We start from the raw sequence: 16,485 nt of genomic DNA on the forward strand, positions 1-16,485 counted from the left end.
AAATAATCTTGATTTAAGACAAGACAGAGTGACGCTAGTAATTCCTAGAATAAAGCTTTCCAAGTAGATACTTTAACTATTATCAAAACCAATTGAATCAAAAGCATTAATAGTTGTCTTTGGGAATCGAATTAACCCATAATATGGGTTCTTTGAAATCACATTCTCACCAAAAGTCACCAATATGTCACATTTCTCCCGTGTCCTCCCCGGCATCGCGCTGCATCAACATGGTTGCCAGCCATGAAAAACCATCTGCTTGTAGCATTGTTTGTCGTGCTGGGCTTGTCCGCTTGCGGCGGGGGCGGCGGTGGCGGTGGTGACACGGTGGTGGCGACCACGTCGGGCAATCCCGCCGTGATTCCTGCCGTGACGGCTGTCTCGGCGGCGAATGTCGCCGTGGGCGGCAGCCTGGTGGTGACGGGTACGAATCTGAGCCGCGTGACGGCGTTCCAGGTGGGCGGCGTGAACGTTGCCGCCAGCGCCAGCAGCGACACCAGTGTGACCCTGGCCATGCCGGGCGTGCCAGTTACGGGCGCCTTGAGCCTGGTCAGCGCCAGCGGTACGGCGACCACCAGCTATAACGTGAACGTGTACCTGCCGCTGAGCGTGAGCAGTGTTGCGCCGGCAACGGGCGGCGTCGGCTCCAGCGTGACGATCGCGGGCGGCGGCATGGGCGCCGTGACGGCGGTGCAGTTCGGCAATGGCGCGGCGGCAACGCCGCAAAGCCAGACGGCCGGCAGCGTGACGGTGGTGGTGCCAACGGGCGCGGCGACAGGTGCGCTGACGGTGCGCGGTCCCTACAACGATGTGGCCAGCAGCGACACGTATACGGTCTTGGCAAACGTGGCAGTGACGTCGATCGCGTCGGCCGTCAACGGCGCGACCTTGTCGGTGACGCTGCAGGGCAGCAATCTCGACCAGGTCAGCTCGGCCACGGTGGGCAGTACGCCAGCCGTCATCGTCAGCGCCAGTGCCAGCCAGCTGGTGTTGTCCGCGCCAGCGTCGGCAACGGGCAGCGTGATGCTGTCGGCCGCTTCGCGCATCGCCGTGAATGCGGGCACGGTGTCGGCCTTTACCCTGGGCAGCATTGATTTCGCGCAGGTACTGAATCTGAATTCCAGCAATGCAGCCTTGCGCCTGACGCGCGGCAAGCCGGCCGCCGTGCGCGTGTCCGTGCTGGCCACGCAAACAGGCCAGGCCAGCCCGGCCGTGACCTTGAATGCGACGGCCGCCAATGGCAGCAACCTGGGCAGCATCACCATGAGCGGCCCGTCGGTCCTGCCGACGTCGAAAAGCGATTACAGTTTCAATGGCAATTTCAGTGCAGTCCTGCCTTCCGGCTGGATCTTGCCCGGCGTGCGCGTGCGCGTGACGGCCGTGGGCAATGACGGCGTGCAAGTGAGCCAGGAAGCGGCGCCCGTGGTGGCCAGCCTTGCCAGGATCCGCCTGGTGCTCGTGCCCTTGAGCACCGATGATGGCGTGGCGCAACTGCCTGACGCCGAGGTGATCCGTGCCGCGCTGCTGCGCGTGTATCCGTATGCGGCGGAAAATATCAGCATCACCACGCGCGCTGCGCTGAGCATGCCTGGCAGCAGCACGGCCGACAGTTGGTGGAGCGATACCCTGGGCAAGCTGGAAAACCAGCGCGCGCTGGAAGACCGCGGTGCCTATTATTATGGTTTTGTGCCAAGAATGTCCTCGACGCGTGCCGCCGGCCTCGCCTACATCAACGTCGCTGGCAGCAGCAACGACTTCACGTCGGCCATCGGCCTGGACGCCAAGTTCAACAGCATTGCCTCCGTCGATCCATTCGGCAATAGCTGGCCTGAATGGCTGACCACGCTTGTGCATGAGCTGGGCCACAACCACTCGCTGCAGCACGTTGCCTGCGGCGGTCCAGCCAACGCGGCCACCGACTACCCGTATGCGAATGGCGATCTGGGCCCGCAACCGTTGTACAACAGCAGCTATGCGGGCAGCATTGGCCAGTTGAGCAAGGCAGTCTATGGCAGCACGCCGATGAAGGACGTGATGAGCTATTGCAGCGGCGCCTGGTTCTCCGACTACAGCTATGTGCGCGTGCAGCAATTCCTGGAGAAACGCAGCACGCAGGTTTCGGGCAGCAATGTGCTGGCCGCCAGCATGTCCGTGGCCGAGAATGGCTATCTGACGATTTCCGGCCGCATCACGCCAAACGGCGTGGTCTTGCGCCCAGCCGTTGCCTCGTCCACGCGTGTGGGCGCAGCGGCCAGCGGCAGCGGCCATGCTTATACCTTGCGCGTGTTGACGGCGTTGGGACAGACTATCGACTTGCCCTTCGATGGCGTCTCCCTGGCCGACCATGGCGGCAACGCCATGAGCCATTTCCGCGTCAGCTTCGCCAACCCGGGCGACATCAGCGACGTGCAAGTGCTGCAAAATGGCAAGGCTTTGGCCAAGCTGGAGCGCCCGGCGCGCCGCAGCAAGGTCGCCGCCAACGATGCCACGTTCGATGCGGTACAAAGCGGCGGCAAGCTGGCGCTGGTCTGGAATGCCGAGGTGGAACCGTACGCCGCCGTGCTGCACGTGGCCGCCGATGGCCGCAAGACGGTGGTCGCCAGCGACTTGACGGGTGGCAAAGCCAGCGTCGACGTCAGCGCCTTGCCGGCCGGTGGCCGCTTCGAGGTCAGCCTGTCGTCGTCCGTGGGCGCACGCCTGATGAAGGTGCAGCGCCGCTAAGCAAGGGAGCTCGATGCAACAAGGGCTTGCCGCGGCAAGCCCTTTTTTTATGCGCGCAGGCATTGGTGCATAAACTGCACAGATCCTGTGCCTGGCGGGGGCTGCCATTGCCGCCGCCGTCTTCCTAGAATGGGATTCTTATCCACTTGCGGAGCATCCCATGCCCATCCTGAACCTGCGTTTATCCACGCCACCCGATGCGCGCCAGTCGGCCGCCATCGCCGCCACCCTGAGCCAATTGACGGCGCAACTGTTGCACAAGGCGCCCGAACTGACGTCCGTGGCGATCAGCCATCTTGACGCGGCGCACTGGTTTGTCGGCGGGCCATCGTTGCAGGCGCAAGGCAAGGCCAGTTTTTTCCTCGATATCCTGATCAGCGATGAAACGAATACGGCGGCGGAAAAAGCCGCGTATATCGCCGCCGTGTTCGCCGCCATGCACGAGTATCTCGGCGCCTTGCATGAGGTCAGCTACATCCACGTGCACGACGCGCGCCAGGCGGCCTGGGGCTACGGGGGCTTGACGCAGCAGTTCCGCGCCGTGCGCAAGGCGCTGCAGCAGGCCTGATCAATCCCAGCGGCGATTTTGATAGTGTTGCACGGCAAAATCGACGAAGACCCTGACCTTCGGCGACAGCTGGCGGCTGTGCGGATACAGCGCGTACAAGGTGCGTGGACGCAAGGTGTAGCCGGGCAAGACTTCCACCAGCTGGCCGCTGCGCAGTGCGTCGCGCACGATGAAGCCGGCGGCGCTGGCAATCCCCATGCCGCCCACGGCCGCTTCGCGCAGGGCAACACTGGTATTGGCTTGCAGGCTGCCGCGTAAGGCCACCTTGTGTGTGGCGCCGTCACCATCGGTGAACGACCATTCCGCCGGCTTCTCGCCGGAGGTGTACATCAGGCAATTGTGCTGCGCCAGGTCTTGCGGCGTGGCCGGATGGCCATGGCGGGCCAGGTAGGCGGGCGAGGCGACGGCCACCGTGCGGCTGCTGGCCAGCTGGCGCGCCACCAGCGTGGAGTCGGGCAAGCCGCGCGCCAGGCGCAGCGCCACGTCGAAGCCATCATCGATCAGGTCGACGATGCGGTCATTGCAGACGAGATCGATGTGGATGTGCGGGTATTGGCGGCTGAAATCGGGCAGCCAGGCGGCCAGTTCCAGGGTGCCGAAAGCCATCGGCGCATTGATGCGCAAGCTGCCGGATGGCTGTGCCTGATGCATGGCGACGGCGCGGTCGGCCGCATCGAGGGCGTCAAGGATGTCGCGGCTGGCCAGATAGTATTCCTGGCCGGCGGCCGTCAGGGCGAAGCGGCGCGTCGTGCGGTTGAGCAACTGGGCGCCCAGCTGGCTTTCCAGCTGGCGCACCTGGCGCGAGACGATGGAGTGGGAAATGCCCAGCGCGGCGCCGGCGGCCGTGAAGCTGCCCAGTTCCACGACGCGGCGCAAGGCGCGCAGGGCGGTCAGCTGGTCCATGGGCGCTTGTTGCCGGTATTAAACGAAGCGCTTGCCTTCGAGGGGGAAGCCCTTGATGAACTCGGCTGCGGGCAGGCGCTTGCCACCCGGTTTCTGCAGTTCCGTCAGACGCAAGGAACCATTGCCGCAGGCCACGACGATGCCGTGCTGGGCGTCGGCCGCCAGTACCTGGCCTGGCGCTTCCTTGCTGTCCGCCTCGATCACCTCGGCGGCCCAGATCTTGATGGTGACGCCATCGACCTGGCCGCAGGCGCCGGGAAACGGATTGAAGGCGCGGATTTTCAGGCCCAGTTCCAGCGCCGGCAGGCTGAAGTCGAGCGCCGCTTCTTCCTTGGCGATCTTTGCCGCGTAAGTGACGCCCGCTTCCGGCTGCGGCACGGCTTCGAGCGGTTGCTGCTGCATCTTGCGCAGGGTTTCGACGATCATCTTGCCGCCCAGCGTGGCCAGCTTGTCGTGCAAGGTGGCGGTGGAGTCGCCCGCTTCGATGGGCGTGCGCTCGATGGCCAGCATGGGGCCCGTATCGAGGCCTTCTTCCATCTGCATGATGGTCACGCCCGTTTCATCGTCGCCCGCTTCGATGGCGCGGTGGATCGGTGCGGCGCCGCGCCAGCGCGGCAGCAGGGAACCGTGGATATTGATGCAGGGTTTGATGTCGAGGGTGCTGCGCGGCAAGATCAAGCCGTAGGCCGCCACCACCATCACGTCGTAGTCGGTCGCCAGCAGGCGCTCGTGGGCCGCTTTCGCTTCGGCGGCGTGCTGCGGGTCCTTGCTGTCCATGCGCAGGGACAACGGTTGCAGCACCTCGATGCCGTGCTGCTGCGCATACTGCTTGACGGCCGAGGCGTGCAGTTGCATGCCGCGTCCGGCAGGGCGGTCAGGCTGGGTCAGCACCAGCGGAATTTCGAAGCCCGCTTCATGCAAGTCTTTCAGGGCCGTGGCGGCGAATTCAGGCGTGCCTGCGAATATCACTTTCATATGGTTCCTTGACGTGAGGTGCGCAGGCCCGCTCCCGAAGGCGCCAGGCTGGCGTGGTGTAACGACTACTGTTGCTGCTTAGTCTATCAGCTGTACTGCAAAAACTCCTTGAACACCTTACAAAACCGTAGCGAGCGGAAGCGAATTGTGGCTGAGAAGCGGAACTGTGCTTGAGCACAGTGAGCATCGCAGGCCGCAAGTCGCGACGCGCAGTAGGTTTGGTCAGGTGTTTTCAGAAACGGCGGTTCTGCGCACGCAGACTCGCTTCGCGCTCGAGACCACGGATTTCCTTGATCATCTTGGTCTTGATGCGGTTGCGCTTGAGCGGCGACAGGTATTCGACGAATACCTTGCCCAGCAAATGATCCATCTCATGCTGGATGCAGACGGCCAGCAAGCCATCGGCTTCCAGCTCGTACTGTTTGCCGTGGCGGTCCAGGGCACGCACCTTGATGCGGGCCGGGCGCTCGACGCCATCGTAGACGCCAGGCACGGACAGACAGCCTTCGTCGTAGACCTGCTTTTCTTCGCTGGCCCAGGTGATTTCCGGGTTGATGAAGACTTGCAGCTGGTTTTTCTCTTCGGTGGTGTCGATCACCATCATCTGGATATGTTCGTCCACTTGCGACGCGGCCAGGCCGACGCCAGGCGCGTCGTACATGGTTTCTGCCATGTCGTCGATCAAGGTTTGCAGGCGCGCGTCAAATTCGGTGACGGGCTTGGCGATCGTGTGCAGGCGAGGATCGGGGTAACGCAGGATATTTAATATGGACATACGGATTCGACTGGTTAAGGTGGGCGCCGGTGCGCCGGATTATTCATGCCTGGGCCATGCGGACGATGGCAGGGCTATTTTATTTTTGAGTACGCTACGGTTGGGCGCGTATGGCGCAACGGCGCGGCAGATGCGTTTGCCAGTGCGTCGATTAGTTTGCTGCAAAGGGAAATTTTATCACAGACACCCATTTCCCTGTGGATGACGGGCCGTTTTGCACGGCCATTGCACGCATTGTTGCGCGCGTCGGTATCGCGTGCGCGCCGTGGCGCTAGCATGGGATGGCACAGTACACAGTGAGGTTGTCATGCATGCAATTGCAACGACGGCAGACACGGCCATGGAACTGGCGGGCTGGCTGCGCCTGCAGCACCTGCCCGGCGTGGGGCCGGTGGCGGCGCGTGCCTTGCTGGCCCGCTTCGGCCTGCCGCCGCAAATCTTTGCCACACCGTTCGAGGCCTTGCGCGAGGTGGTGCCGGCCAGCGTGGCGCGCGCCATCGTGCAGCCGCCCAAGCCGGTGGCCAACAGCCAGCTGGCGCTTACCCTGCAGTGGCTGGAGCGGCCCGGCAATGCCGTGCTGACCCTGGCCGATGCCGCGTATCCGCCACTGTTGCTGGAAATCGCCGATCCGCCGCTCTTGTTATATGTGCGGGGGCGGGCGGAACTGCTGTCGTGTCCCGGCGTGGCCATCATCGGCAGCCGCAATGCCAGCGCGCAAGGCATGCAGAATGCGGCCGCTTTCGCGCAAGCCCTCAGCGTGGCAGGCCTGACCATCATTTCCGGGTTGGCGCTGGGCATCGACACGCACGCGCACGAGGGCGGCTTGCGCGGCGCGGGTGCCACCGTCGCCGTGATCGGCACGGGCGCCGATCTGGTGTATCCACGTCGCAACCTTGATCTGGCGCAAAGAATTGCAGAACAGGGCTGCATCGTCAGCGAGTATGCGCTGGGCTTGCCGGCCATGCCCGGTAACTTTCCGCGCCGCAACCGCCTGATCAGCGGCCTGGCGCGCGGCGTGCTGGTGATCGAGGCGGCGGCGCAGTCAGGTTCATTGATCACGGCGCGCCTGGCCGGCGAGCAGGGGCGCGACGTGTATGCCTTGCCCGGTTCCATCCATGCCACGCTGGCCAAGGGCTGCCATGCGCTGATCAAGCAGGGCGCCAAGCTGGTCGAGTCGGCCGATGACGTGCTGCAAGAGTTGCAGTGGCTGGGTAGCGCCCCCGGCGTGCCGGCGGCGGTGGAAGACGAGACGCCGCTGCTGGCCGCGCTGGGCCACGATCCCCTCGATGCCGATACCCTGGCCGCGCGCAGCGGCCTGGCCATGGGCGCGCTGATGGCTGAATTGCTGGCGCTGGAGCTGGCGGGCCGGGTCGAACGCTTGCCCGGAGGACTGTTTCAACGCTGTAAATGACAGCTTGTCACTTGTGTGGCGGGCTTGCCGCACGGGTGCGCTTTGTCTGTGCGCACCCTTGTGTCTTAGCGAGCTTAGCTGCTAGAGTAGAGCCATGTTTGATATCCTGGTGTACCTCTACGAGACTTATTATCGCCCCGATGCCTGCCCCGAGCCGGCAGTCCTGGCGCGCAAACTGTCGGCCGTCGGTTTCGACGACGTGGAGATTTCCGAAGCGCTCGTGTGGCTGACGGACTTGAACGCCATGGCCGGCGTCGAACAGACCCTGACGGCCAGTTCCACGGGCACGCGCTTCTATGTGCAGCAGGAAAGCGACGTGCTGGGCACGGCTGCCATCGGTTTCATCCAGTTCCTCGAAAGCGCCAAGGTACTTTCGCCACTGCAGCGCGAAATCGTCATCGAACGGGCGCTGGCGCTCGACGAGGCACCCGTTTCGCTGGGCAAGCTGAAAGTCATTGTGCTGATGCTGCTGTGGAGCCAGGGCAAGGAACCGGATGCCCTGATGTTCGACGACCTGTTCGTCGACGATGAAGACCTCCCGCCGCGCCTGCTGCACTAATATATAACCATATTCTTCGCTGCCTGTCCGACCCTGGCGCCACCGCCGCGCCATCCCCTTTACTATGTGCTGCACCAGCGCGCACGCCAGGCCATTGTGTTTGCGCCTGCGCATTCTTGCTTGCAGATAACTTGCCGAATTCTTCAATAGGCGCTTATCATTGGCCGCTTGACAAGACCACAAGTCACTGTGCCTTGCGCAGACAAAAGCGTCGGCGCCTGGCAATGCACTGTATGATGCGCATGCTGAAACTATCCTAGAGCATTTTTCGAGACTAAAAAATATGACAAAAACCCTCATCATCGCCGAGAAGCCTTCTGTCGCGAACGATATCGCGAAGACGCTTGGCGGCTTTACCAAGCACGATGAGTACTTTGAATCGGATGAATACGTCCTGTCGTCGGCGGTCGGCCACTTGCTGGAGATCGCCGTACCGGAAGAATTCGACGTGAAGCGCGGCAAATGGAGTTTCGCGCACTTGCCGATGATTCCACCGTATTTCGCGCTGAACCCGATCGCCAAGACGGAAGCGCGCCTCAAAGTATTAAACAAGCTGATCAAACGCAAAGACGTCACCACCCTCATCAACGCATGCGATGCGGGGCGCGAAGGCGAGCTGATTTTTCGCCTGATCGCGCAAAATGCGAAAGCCAAGCAACCGGTCAAGCGTTTGTGGCTGCAGTCGATGACGCCGGGCGCCATCCGCGACGGTTTCTCGCACCTGCGCAGCGACGAAGAAATGCTGCCGCTGGCCGATGCTGCCCGCTGCCGTTCGGAAGCCGATTGGCTGATCGGTATCAATGGCACGCGCGCCATGACGGCGTTCAATTCGAAAGAAGGCGGCTTCTACCTGACGACCGTGGGCCGCGTGCAAACGCCAACCCTGTCCATCGTCGTCGAACGCGAAGACAAGATCAAAAAATTCGTGCCGCGCGACTTCTGGGAAGTGCGCGCCGAATTCGTCTGCGCGGCCGGTATCTATGAAGGCCGCTGGCTCGACACGAAGTTCAAGAAGGACGAGAACGACCCCGAGAAGCGCGCCGAGCGCCTGTGGAGCAAGACGGCTGCCGACTCGATCGCCACCGCCTGCCGCGGCCGCCAAGGCATCGTCACGGAAGAGTCGAAACCGACGACCTCGATGGCGCCTGGCCTGTTCGACCTGACCAGCCTGCAGCGCGAAGCGAACTCGCGTTTCGGCTTCTCCGCCAAGAATACCCTGGGCCTGGCCCAGGCGCTGTACGAAAAGCACAAGGTGCTGACGTATCCGCGTACCGATTCGCGCCACCTGCCGGAAGACTACATGCCGACCGTGCTGCAGGCGCTGGAAACGGTCAAGGAAAACAGCAACTACCACCAGTTTGCCAAGCAGATCATCGACAAGGGCTGGGTCAAGCCGAACAAGCGCATCTTCGACAACACGAAGATCTCGGATCACTTCGCGATCATCCCGACGACGATCGCGCCAAAGAATCTGTCCGAGCCGGAACAAAAATTGTACGACCTCGTCACGCGCCGTTTCATGGCCGTGTTCTTCCCGCCTGCGGAATTCCAGGTCACCACGCGCTACACGGAAGTGTCCGGCCATCAGTTCAAGACTGAAGGCAAGGTCATGACCAATCCGGGCTGGCTGGCCATCTACGGCAAGGAAGCGTCGACGGACGCGGACAAGGAAAGCAATGGCAACGGCAACCTGGTGCCAGTGGCCAAGGGCGAGAAAGTCCAGACGGAAAGCGTCAGCGCCAACGGCCTGGTGACGAAACCGCCCGCGCGCTTCACGGAGGCAACGTTGCTGTCGGCCATGGAAGGCGCCGGCAAGCTGATCGACGACGACGAGCTGCGCGATGCAATGGCTGGCAAGGGCCTCGGCACGCCAGCGACGCGCGCGGCCACCATCGAGGGCTTGCTGACGGAACGCTATCTGATCCGCGAAGGCCGCGAACTGATTCCAACGGCCAAGGCATCGCAACTGATGACCTTGTTGAAAGGCCTGGGCGTCAATGAATTGACGGCGCCGGAGTTGACGGGCGAATGGGAATACAAGCTGTCGCAGATGGAAAAAGGCAAGATTTCGCGTGAAGAATTCATGCGTGAAATCGCGCAGATGACGCAAATCATCGTCAAGCGCGCCAAGGAATACGACAACGACACCATTCCCGGTGATTACGCCACCCTGGAAACGCCATGCCCGAATTGCGGCGGCGTGGTGAAGGAAAACTACCGCCGTTTCGCCTGCACCAAGTGCGAATTCTCGATGAGCAAGACACCGGGTTCGCGCCAGTTCGAAATCGCCGAAGTGGAGCAATTGCTGAAGGACCGCACCATCGGCCCGCTGCAAGGCTTCCGTTCGAAGATGGGCCGTCCGTTCGCCGCCATCCTGCGCATCGTGCGCGATGAAGAGATCAAGAATTTCAAGCTGGAATTCGATTTCGGCCAGAACGACGAGAGCGAAGATGGCGAAGGCGTCGATTTCACGGGCCAGACGCCCGTGGGTCCTTGCCCCAAGTGCAACGCCGGCGTGTACGAAATGGGCCTGGCCTATGTGTGCGAACACAGCGTCGCCAAGCCGAAGACGTGCGACTTCCGTAGCGGCCGCATCATCTTGCAGCAGGAAATCTTGCCGGAACAAATGGCAAAACTGCTCAACGATGGCAAGACGGACCTGTTGCCTGGGTTCGTATCCCAGCGTACCCGCCGCCCGTTCAAGGCCTTCCTCGTGCGCGGCAAGGATGGCAAGGTGAGCTTCGAGTTTGAAGAGCGCAAGGCCAAGCCGGGCGCCAAGACGAAGGCGGCAGCCGCCGAGGTCGAAGGCGAAGAAGGCGCGGCGCCAGCGAAGAAAACGGCCGTCAAGAAAGCGGCAGCCGTGAAAAAGGCGCCAGCGAAGAAAGCTGCGGCCGTGAAAAAGCCGGCCGCCAAGAAGGCGCCGGCGAAGAAAGCGGCAGCGGCCGAGTAATCGGGCGCCAGTCAAACAAAAGCCAGGGATGTCCCTGGCTTTTTTTACGTCCCGATTTTCTTGGCCTTAGTCTGACGCTTAGTCCAGGTAGTCGGAATACTCGCGCTGCGCGTAGTTCTGCAAATTCGCCCATGGCTGCGCCTTGCTGACGGTCGGCTGCAGCTTGACGTCGACCCGGCGGTAGAAGGTATTTGCGCGGTCGCCGCTTTCGATGATCAGCGGAATCTGCTTTTGCTCATCCCACAGGATGCGCTGGAACACGCCATTCTTTTCCACTTCGCGCCAGCGCGCGCCCGTCACGTTCGATGCCTGCTTCGACAGCGGCATGGCGGCCACCAGTTTCGGGTCCAGCAGGTAAAAACTGTTTTCCCAGGAGCCGTCGAAATTGACGTTTTCGTACTCGGCTTTCGGGATGGCAACGACGATCTTGTCATGCGCATCGATGTATTCCACGCGCACGGTATTCTTTTCCAGCATCACGTGGCGGGGGATCAGCACGGGATTGAAGTGCTTGTGTTCATGCTGCGTGGCCTTCAGTGCTACTTTCTTGTTCTCGCCGTGGTTGTGGCCCGCATGCGCGTCCGTCGACGGCGCCAGCACGCGCTCGACCCACACGTGGCCGGGGCGGCGCAGCATCTTTTCTTCGTAGCGGCTCTCGCGCGTCACGCCTTCGGGCGTCAGCACGCGGCTGTAATAGGTGATGCCCAGGTCCAGGTCGGCAGGAGCAGCTGCGGTGGGGGCAGCTTGGGCGCTGGCGGTAAAGCCGGCGGCGAGGAGGACGGCGATCAGGGACGATTTCATGGTGTTGCCTTTACGTGCAGAGGGGCGGAGGGCCTACGCCATCCGCCCCGGTGGGGTTACCGTGTTGATGTGGATCAGAAGCCGAACGCCGCCTTCAGCAAGTCAAACACCTTGGTGTTGTCCAGGGTGCCCTTGAAGGTCTTGGCGCCGGCGCCCGTGGCCAGCAGCTTGACGTCGCCGCCGCCGTGGGTTTCGCTGGCCAGACGCACGCCTGTTTCTTGCAGGTAGTTGTCTTTCAGGGCCGTGGCGCTGTCGACGTTGCTGCGCAGGGCAGGGCGGTTCGGGCCATTGCCGAATACCAGGGTGGTGTAAGTATTGCCATCGGCATCCTTGCTCGGCTGGTTATCCTTGTAGCCGCGGTTGATGTCGAGGATATTGTTGCCGCGCTTGCCGTAGCCGTTGAAGGCCAAGGTGTGGTCATGGTCGGCCGTGACGACGATCAGGGTATTTTCCAGCTTCGGATCGGTTTCCTTGATCTTCGCGATGGCGGCTTTGACGGCGTCGTCGAAGGCGATGGTATCCGTCAGCGCACGCTTGGCGTTGATGCCGTGCAAGGCGTGATCGATGCGTCCGCCTTCGACCATCAGGAAGTAGCCGTTCGTGTTTTTCGACAGCAAGTCGATGGCCTTGAGGGTCATTTCCGACAGGCTAGGCTGGGTCGCGCCTTCGCCCAGCGGCGGCGTGGCCGTGCGGTCCAGTTCATATTCCAGGTGGCTGCGGGTGCTGTACAGGCCGATGAATTTCTTGCCGCTTGGCGCCGCCGCCATTTCCGCTTTCGTCGCGGCCACGGTGTAGCCCTTGGCGGCAAATTCCGTCAGCAGGTTGCGGCCATCGACGCGGCCGTATTTGTTGCTCGTCGACCAAGGGGTGAAGTGGTTGCGGCCGCCACCCATCAGCACGTCCACGCCATCGCCCAGCGCCGCGTTGTAGCCCGCGCCGCCTGGCGTCGCTTGCGCGGCGATCGCGTATTGCGCATTGCGGTTGCAGATGTGCGAGAACGTCGTCGCCGGCGTGGCGTGCGTCAGTTCCGTGGTGGTGATGGCGCCCACGGCCTTGCCCTTGGCTTTCGCCAGTTCCAGGATGGTCGGCACGCTCTTGCCGCCGGCCGGGCAATTGTCCACGCCCAGGTTGCCATTGGCGTCGCGGCCCGGTTCCTTGGCGATCGTCTCCTGCGCCATCGAGATGACTTCATTGTTCATCTTGACGCCGGTCATGTAGGCGGCCATCGATGGCGCGCTGTCCGTCGTCTGCGCATCGTTCGAGAACGTCTTGATGCGCGCCGTGCGTTCCAGCGTGTCCATCGTCAGGCTGCCGTCTTCGCCGTATTTGTAGATGCGCGACGCCGTCACGACGGACGGGCCCATGCCGTCGCCGAGGAAGAAGATGACGTTCTTGGCGTCGGCGGCGTAGGCGCTGGCAACGCTGGCGGCCACGAGCGTGGTCAGCAAGGAGAGTTTAAATGCAAGTTTCATGTGCTTGTCCAATGTTGATGTCTTGGGGATTACAGACCGCCGGCCGTCTTGACCAGGCCGAATACTTTGGTGTTGTCGATGGTGCCCAGGAAGGTTTCCGAACCCTTGCCGATGGCGCCCAGGAAGACGTCCGTGCCGCCGTGGGTTTCATTGCCTGCCGCCGTGCGGATTACCGCTTCCTGGTGGTAATTGTTGGCGCTGGTGACGGTTTCATCGAGGCTGGCCATGGCGGCGCGGCTAGCTTGCGTGCGGTTTTCGCCATTGCCGAAGCCGATGATCGAATACGGTGCGCCGTCCAGGTCTTTCTCGACAGCGCCGGTCACATAGTTCTTCACCACGCCCAGCACGCCAGGGTTGCCGGCAGCCGTCTTGCCCGTGCGCTTGGCATAGCCGTTCAGCACCAGGGTGTGGTCATGGTCGGCCGTGACGACGATCAGGGTATTGGCCAGGGTCGGATCGGTGAGCTTGGCTTTGTCGATGGCGGCCTTGATGGCGTTGTCGAACGCGACGGTGTCTTGCAGCGCTTTCTTGGCCGTCGTTTCGTGCAGCGCATGGTCGATGCGGCCGCCTTCGACCATCAGGAAATAACCCTTCTTGTTCTTGGCCAGCACGTCCATGGCCTTGGTGGTCATGTCCGCCAGGCTAGGTTCCTTGGCTGCATCGCGGTCCAGGTCGTAGCTCATGTGGCTGGACGTGAAGACACCGAACAGGCGCTCCGTCTTGGCCGCATCGACGGCCTTGAAGTCAGTGGCGGTGTTGGCGACCGTGTAGCTTTTCGCTTTCAGCTCGGCCAGCAGGTCGCGGCCGTCGGAACGCTTGCCGCCATCCTTGAACGGCTTGAAGAATTGCGCGCCGCCACCGAGGACGACGTCCAGGCCGGCCGTGCCCAGCGCGCTGTTGTAGCCAGTGCCGCCAGGCACCAGGGCCGCGGCGATATCGTTTTCCAGGTCGCGGTGGCAGATGTGCGCGTAGGTCGCGGCCGGCGTGGCGTGCGTCACGCGCGCCGTGCTGACGACGCCGGCGGCAAAGCCCTTGGCCTTGGCCAGTTCCAGCAAGGTGGTGGCGGGCGTGCCGTTGCCGGTGCCGCATTTATTGGCCAGCTTGTTGCCGTTCGCATCCGTGCCCGGGTCGATGGCGACCGTGTTGGCCGACATCGAGATGACTTCATTGTTCATTTTGACGCCGGTCATGTAGGCGGCCATCGATGGCGCGCTGTCGGTCACTTGCGCGTCGTTCGAGAACGTCTTGACGAAGGCCGTTTCCGGCAGGGTGTCCATGGTCAGCGAACCTTCTTCGCCCACGGAATAGATGCGCGCGGCCGTCATGGTGGTCAGGCCCATGCCATCGCCGAGGAAGAAGATGACGTTTTTCGGCGGCGCTTCAGCCACTACCTCTTCTTTTTTTGCATCGCTGCCGCAGGCGGCCAGCATCAGGGTGATGGCGACGCTGCAGCCAGCGACGGAAATTTTTCTGCGTGTCATGTGGTTCATCCGGCTAGGTTTGAAAGAGCTGGCAAGATAACAATCCAATGTGACGCCATCATGACGCTGTGACACATTTGACACGTGGATGCGCGTCCGCGCGGCGTGTTGTTTTAGCGCACGTCCTCGGTGGAAAAGTACACCGTGCCGCGCAAGCGGGCCGTTTTTCCCAGTTGTGCGCGCAAGGCCGCTTGCAAGCTGGCGGCAGGAGTTTCCTGCACGCCGGTTTTCGCCACGACGACGTCGCCGTGCGGCGCATCCCGGGGGCTGGTCCAGGCGGCGATATGCTCGAAATCGGGGCGGCTGTCGATACGCTTGACGAGGAAGCGCTGCGTGCCGTCGCCCACCTGCAGGTAACGCGCGCTGGCGTGCGTGGCGGGGGCCGGCGACAGCTGGCGCATCAGCAGGACGCGCTCGACGATGATGGCGGCAGCGCCGTAGCCGGGTTCGGCTTTTCCATCCTTCTCGAAGTGTCCGCGGACTACCGTCGCCTGGAACTGGCGCAGCGGCAGCGGCGCGGCCGGCAGCAAGCGCGCCAGCTCGAAGTGTTCCGGTTCGAGGGTCCATAGCGCCGTATGTCCATCGAGCTGCCGGCGCAGCCGCGCATCGAGGACGGGGTCGGCCAGCCGCACTTGCAGCACCACCTGGTAATCGTGCGGCGCATGGAACATCGGCAGGTGCGAGGCATACAGCCCTTGCTTGCCGCCAAACAGCACCATGCCGTGCAGGCCCCAGGTCAGGGGCGCGGCGTGGGCGAGGCTGGAGGTGAGCAGGAACAGAGAAAGGAAGAGGGTGCGCAGCATGGGTTTCATCGATGAGTTGGAATGCAACGATGATAGGGGCGGTATCATGGACAGTACAGCAACCATTTTTCACTTTTTGTGTCCTGTTTGGAAATCATCATGAACATGAGCCTTGCCGACCTGCGCGTGTTTTGCAGCGCCGCGCGCCAGCCGACCCTGGGCGCGGCGGCGCTGGAATTGCACCTGACGCCATCAGCTGTGTCGAAAGCCTTGCGCCGTCTGGAGGGGGACATGGGCGCGCCCCTGTTTGACCGGAGCGGCAAGCAATTGCTGCTCAACGACAGCGGCCGTTTGCTGCTCGAGCGTGCGCGCACCTTGCTGGCGCTGGCCGAACAGGCGCGCCTGGACGTGATGGGCGAGCGGGGCGCCATCGATGGCCGCATCGCCGGCCCCGCCTTGCTGCTGTGGCGCCACGCGGACACCCTGGCGGCGGCGCTGGACGCCTATCCGCAGGCCAGCGTGCGTTTGCAACCGGCTTTCGAGGATGCGGCGCTGGCGGCCCTGGCGCGTGGCGATTGCCATGCGGCACTCGTAACGCAGGACGCCATCGCCCGGCGCGGCGCCGACTGGCCCGCCACCTGGCACAGCACGGCGCTGGGCAGCATGCGCATGCTGCTGGCGGCCGGGCGCGGCCATGTGCTGGCGCGCGGCGTGCCGGCAGCCTGCGCCTCCGTGCGCTGCGGCATGCAGGATGTCTCGCCGCACGCCTTCGCCAGCCCGACGCACTCCTTGCTGTGCGGCGAGGAGCGTGGCCGCCATGCCGATGGCTGGCGCGGCGTGGCCGGGCGCACCATCCGCTACTGGAGCGACGATGTGCAGTTGCTGTTGGGCTATGTGCAGTCCGGCCGGGCGCTGGCCTACCTGCCCGACTTCGCCGTGCGTGCGCACGATTTGCTGCAGGTCGAACTGGCCGGCAGCGTCGATTGCAGCGAAAAAATCCTGCTTGTGTGGGATGGCGCGCTGGCGGGGGAGTGGCTGCACGCCTTGGCGCGGCAGTTGGCAATTCATCCGAATTGAGCAACAAACTATTGCGCTTTAACGGGTTTTTCTACCGGATTGAGCAACG

13 protein-coding genes are annotated in these 16,485 nt (G+C 62.9%); 6 read left to right on the top strand and 7 right to left on the bottom strand.

What is annotated here, in order from left to right:
- Window positions 1-243: 243 nt before the first annotated feature.
- Window positions 244-2,721, top strand: coding sequence for an IPT/TIG domain-containing protein (locus MRBLMS1_RS27215; protein WP_485883417.1), 2,478 nt, complete (start codon window positions 244-246; stop codon window positions 2,719-2,721).
- A gap of 160 nt (window positions 2,722-2,881) precedes the next feature.
- The gene (locus MRBLMS1_RS27220; RefSeq protein ID WP_139091757.1) at window positions 2,882-3,289 is read left to right on the top strand and encodes a tautomerase family protein; all 408 of its coding nucleotides are present in this window, start codon (window positions 2,882-2,884) and stop codon (window positions 3,287-3,289) included.
- Here the strand turns inward: MRBLMS1_RS27220 and MRBLMS1_RS27225 are convergent, their stop codons facing one another.
- The 3 genes from MRBLMS1_RS27225 to def all read right to left on the bottom strand — a co-directional run bounded on the left by MRBLMS1_RS27225 (window position 3,290) and on the right by def (window position 5,942).
- On the bottom strand, window positions 3,290-4,192 hold the full coding sequence (locus MRBLMS1_RS27225; RefSeq protein ID WP_485883419.1) for a LysR family transcriptional regulator: 903 nt from the start codon (window positions 4,190-4,192) through the stop codon (window positions 3,290-3,292).
- An 18-nt stretch (window positions 4,193-4,210) separates the two neighbouring features.
- The gene (gene fmt / locus MRBLMS1_RS27230; protein ID WP_485883421.1) at window positions 4,211-5,167 is read right to left on the bottom strand and encodes a methionyl-tRNA formyltransferase; all 957 of its coding nucleotides are present in this window, start codon (window positions 5,165-5,167) and stop codon (window positions 4,211-4,213) included.
- Between the two features lie 232 nt (window positions 5,168-5,399).
- Window positions 5,400-5,942, bottom strand: coding sequence for a peptide deformylase (def, locus tag MRBLMS1_RS27235; protein WP_034749294.1), 543 nt, complete (start codon window positions 5,940-5,942; stop codon window positions 5,400-5,402).
- A gap of 307 nt (window positions 5,943-6,249) precedes the next feature.
- On the opposite strand from def, the gene dprA reads away from it, so the two are divergent.
- The 3 genes from dprA (at window position 6,250) to MRBLMS1_RS27250 (ending at window position 10,862) form a co-directional block, all read left to right on the top strand.
- Window positions 6,250-7,353: a DNA-processing protein DprA gene (dprA, locus tag MRBLMS1_RS27240; protein ID WP_485883424.1), complete on the top strand. Its 1,104-nt coding sequence runs from the start codon at window positions 6,250-6,252 to the stop codon at window positions 7,351-7,353.
- A gap of 94 nt (window positions 7,354-7,447) precedes the next feature.
- Window positions 7,448-7,912: a Smg family protein gene (locus MRBLMS1_RS27245; RefSeq protein WP_034749287.1), complete on the top strand. Its 465-nt coding sequence runs from the start codon at window positions 7,448-7,450 to the stop codon at window positions 7,910-7,912.
- Between the two features lie 283 nt (window positions 7,913-8,195).
- The gene (locus tag MRBLMS1_RS27250; protein WP_034749282.1) at window positions 8,196-10,862 is read left to right on the top strand and encodes a DNA topoisomerase III; all 2,667 of its coding nucleotides are present in this window, start codon (window positions 8,196-8,198) and stop codon (window positions 10,860-10,862) included.
- 78 nt (window positions 10,863-10,940) lie between these two features.
- Here MRBLMS1_RS27250 and MRBLMS1_RS27255 read toward each other — a convergent pair whose 3' ends face one another.
- The 4 genes from MRBLMS1_RS27255 to MRBLMS1_RS27270 all read right to left on the bottom strand — a co-directional run bounded on the left by MRBLMS1_RS27255 (window position 10,941) and on the right by MRBLMS1_RS27270 (window position 15,419).
- On the bottom strand, window positions 10,941-11,663 hold the full coding sequence (locus MRBLMS1_RS27255; RefSeq protein WP_485883426.1) for a hypothetical protein: 723 nt from the start codon (window positions 11,661-11,663) through the stop codon (window positions 10,941-10,943).
- 74 nt (window positions 11,664-11,737) lie between these two features.
- Window positions 11,738-13,135 carry an alkaline phosphatase gene (locus MRBLMS1_RS27260; RefSeq protein ID WP_128141257.1) on the bottom strand — a complete coding sequence of 466 codons (1,398 nt, stop codon included), beginning with the start codon at window positions 13,133-13,135 and terminating at the stop codon, window positions 11,738-11,740.
- A 29-nt stretch (window positions 13,136-13,164) separates the two neighbouring features.
- Complete coding sequence (locus MRBLMS1_RS27265) at window positions 13,165-14,616, bottom strand: alkaline phosphatase (protein WP_485883428.1); 1,452 nt, start codon at window positions 14,614-14,616, stop codon at window positions 13,165-13,167.
- A 113-nt stretch (window positions 14,617-14,729) separates the two neighbouring features.
- Window positions 14,730-15,419 (bottom strand): hypothetical protein, encoded by a 690-nt coding sequence (locus MRBLMS1_RS27270; RefSeq protein WP_223279002.1) that lies wholly within the window; start codon window positions 15,417-15,419, stop codon window positions 14,730-14,732.
- Between the two features lie 99 nt (window positions 15,420-15,518).
- Here MRBLMS1_RS27270 and MRBLMS1_RS27275 point away from each other — a divergent pair, with 99 nt between their 5' ends.
- Window positions 15,519-16,436: a LysR family transcriptional regulator gene (locus MRBLMS1_RS27275; RefSeq protein WP_139091751.1), complete on the top strand. Its 918-nt coding sequence runs from the start codon at window positions 15,519-15,521 to the stop codon at window positions 16,434-16,436.
- Window positions 16,437-16,485 lie beyond the last annotated feature (49 nt).

Origin of the sequence: Massilia sp. LMS1-1-1.1, assembly GCF_040815535.1 — a bacterium.
GTDB classification, from domain to species: Bacteria; Pseudomonadota; Gammaproteobacteria; order Burkholderiales; family Burkholderiaceae_D; genus Janthinobacterium; species Janthinobacterium aestuarii.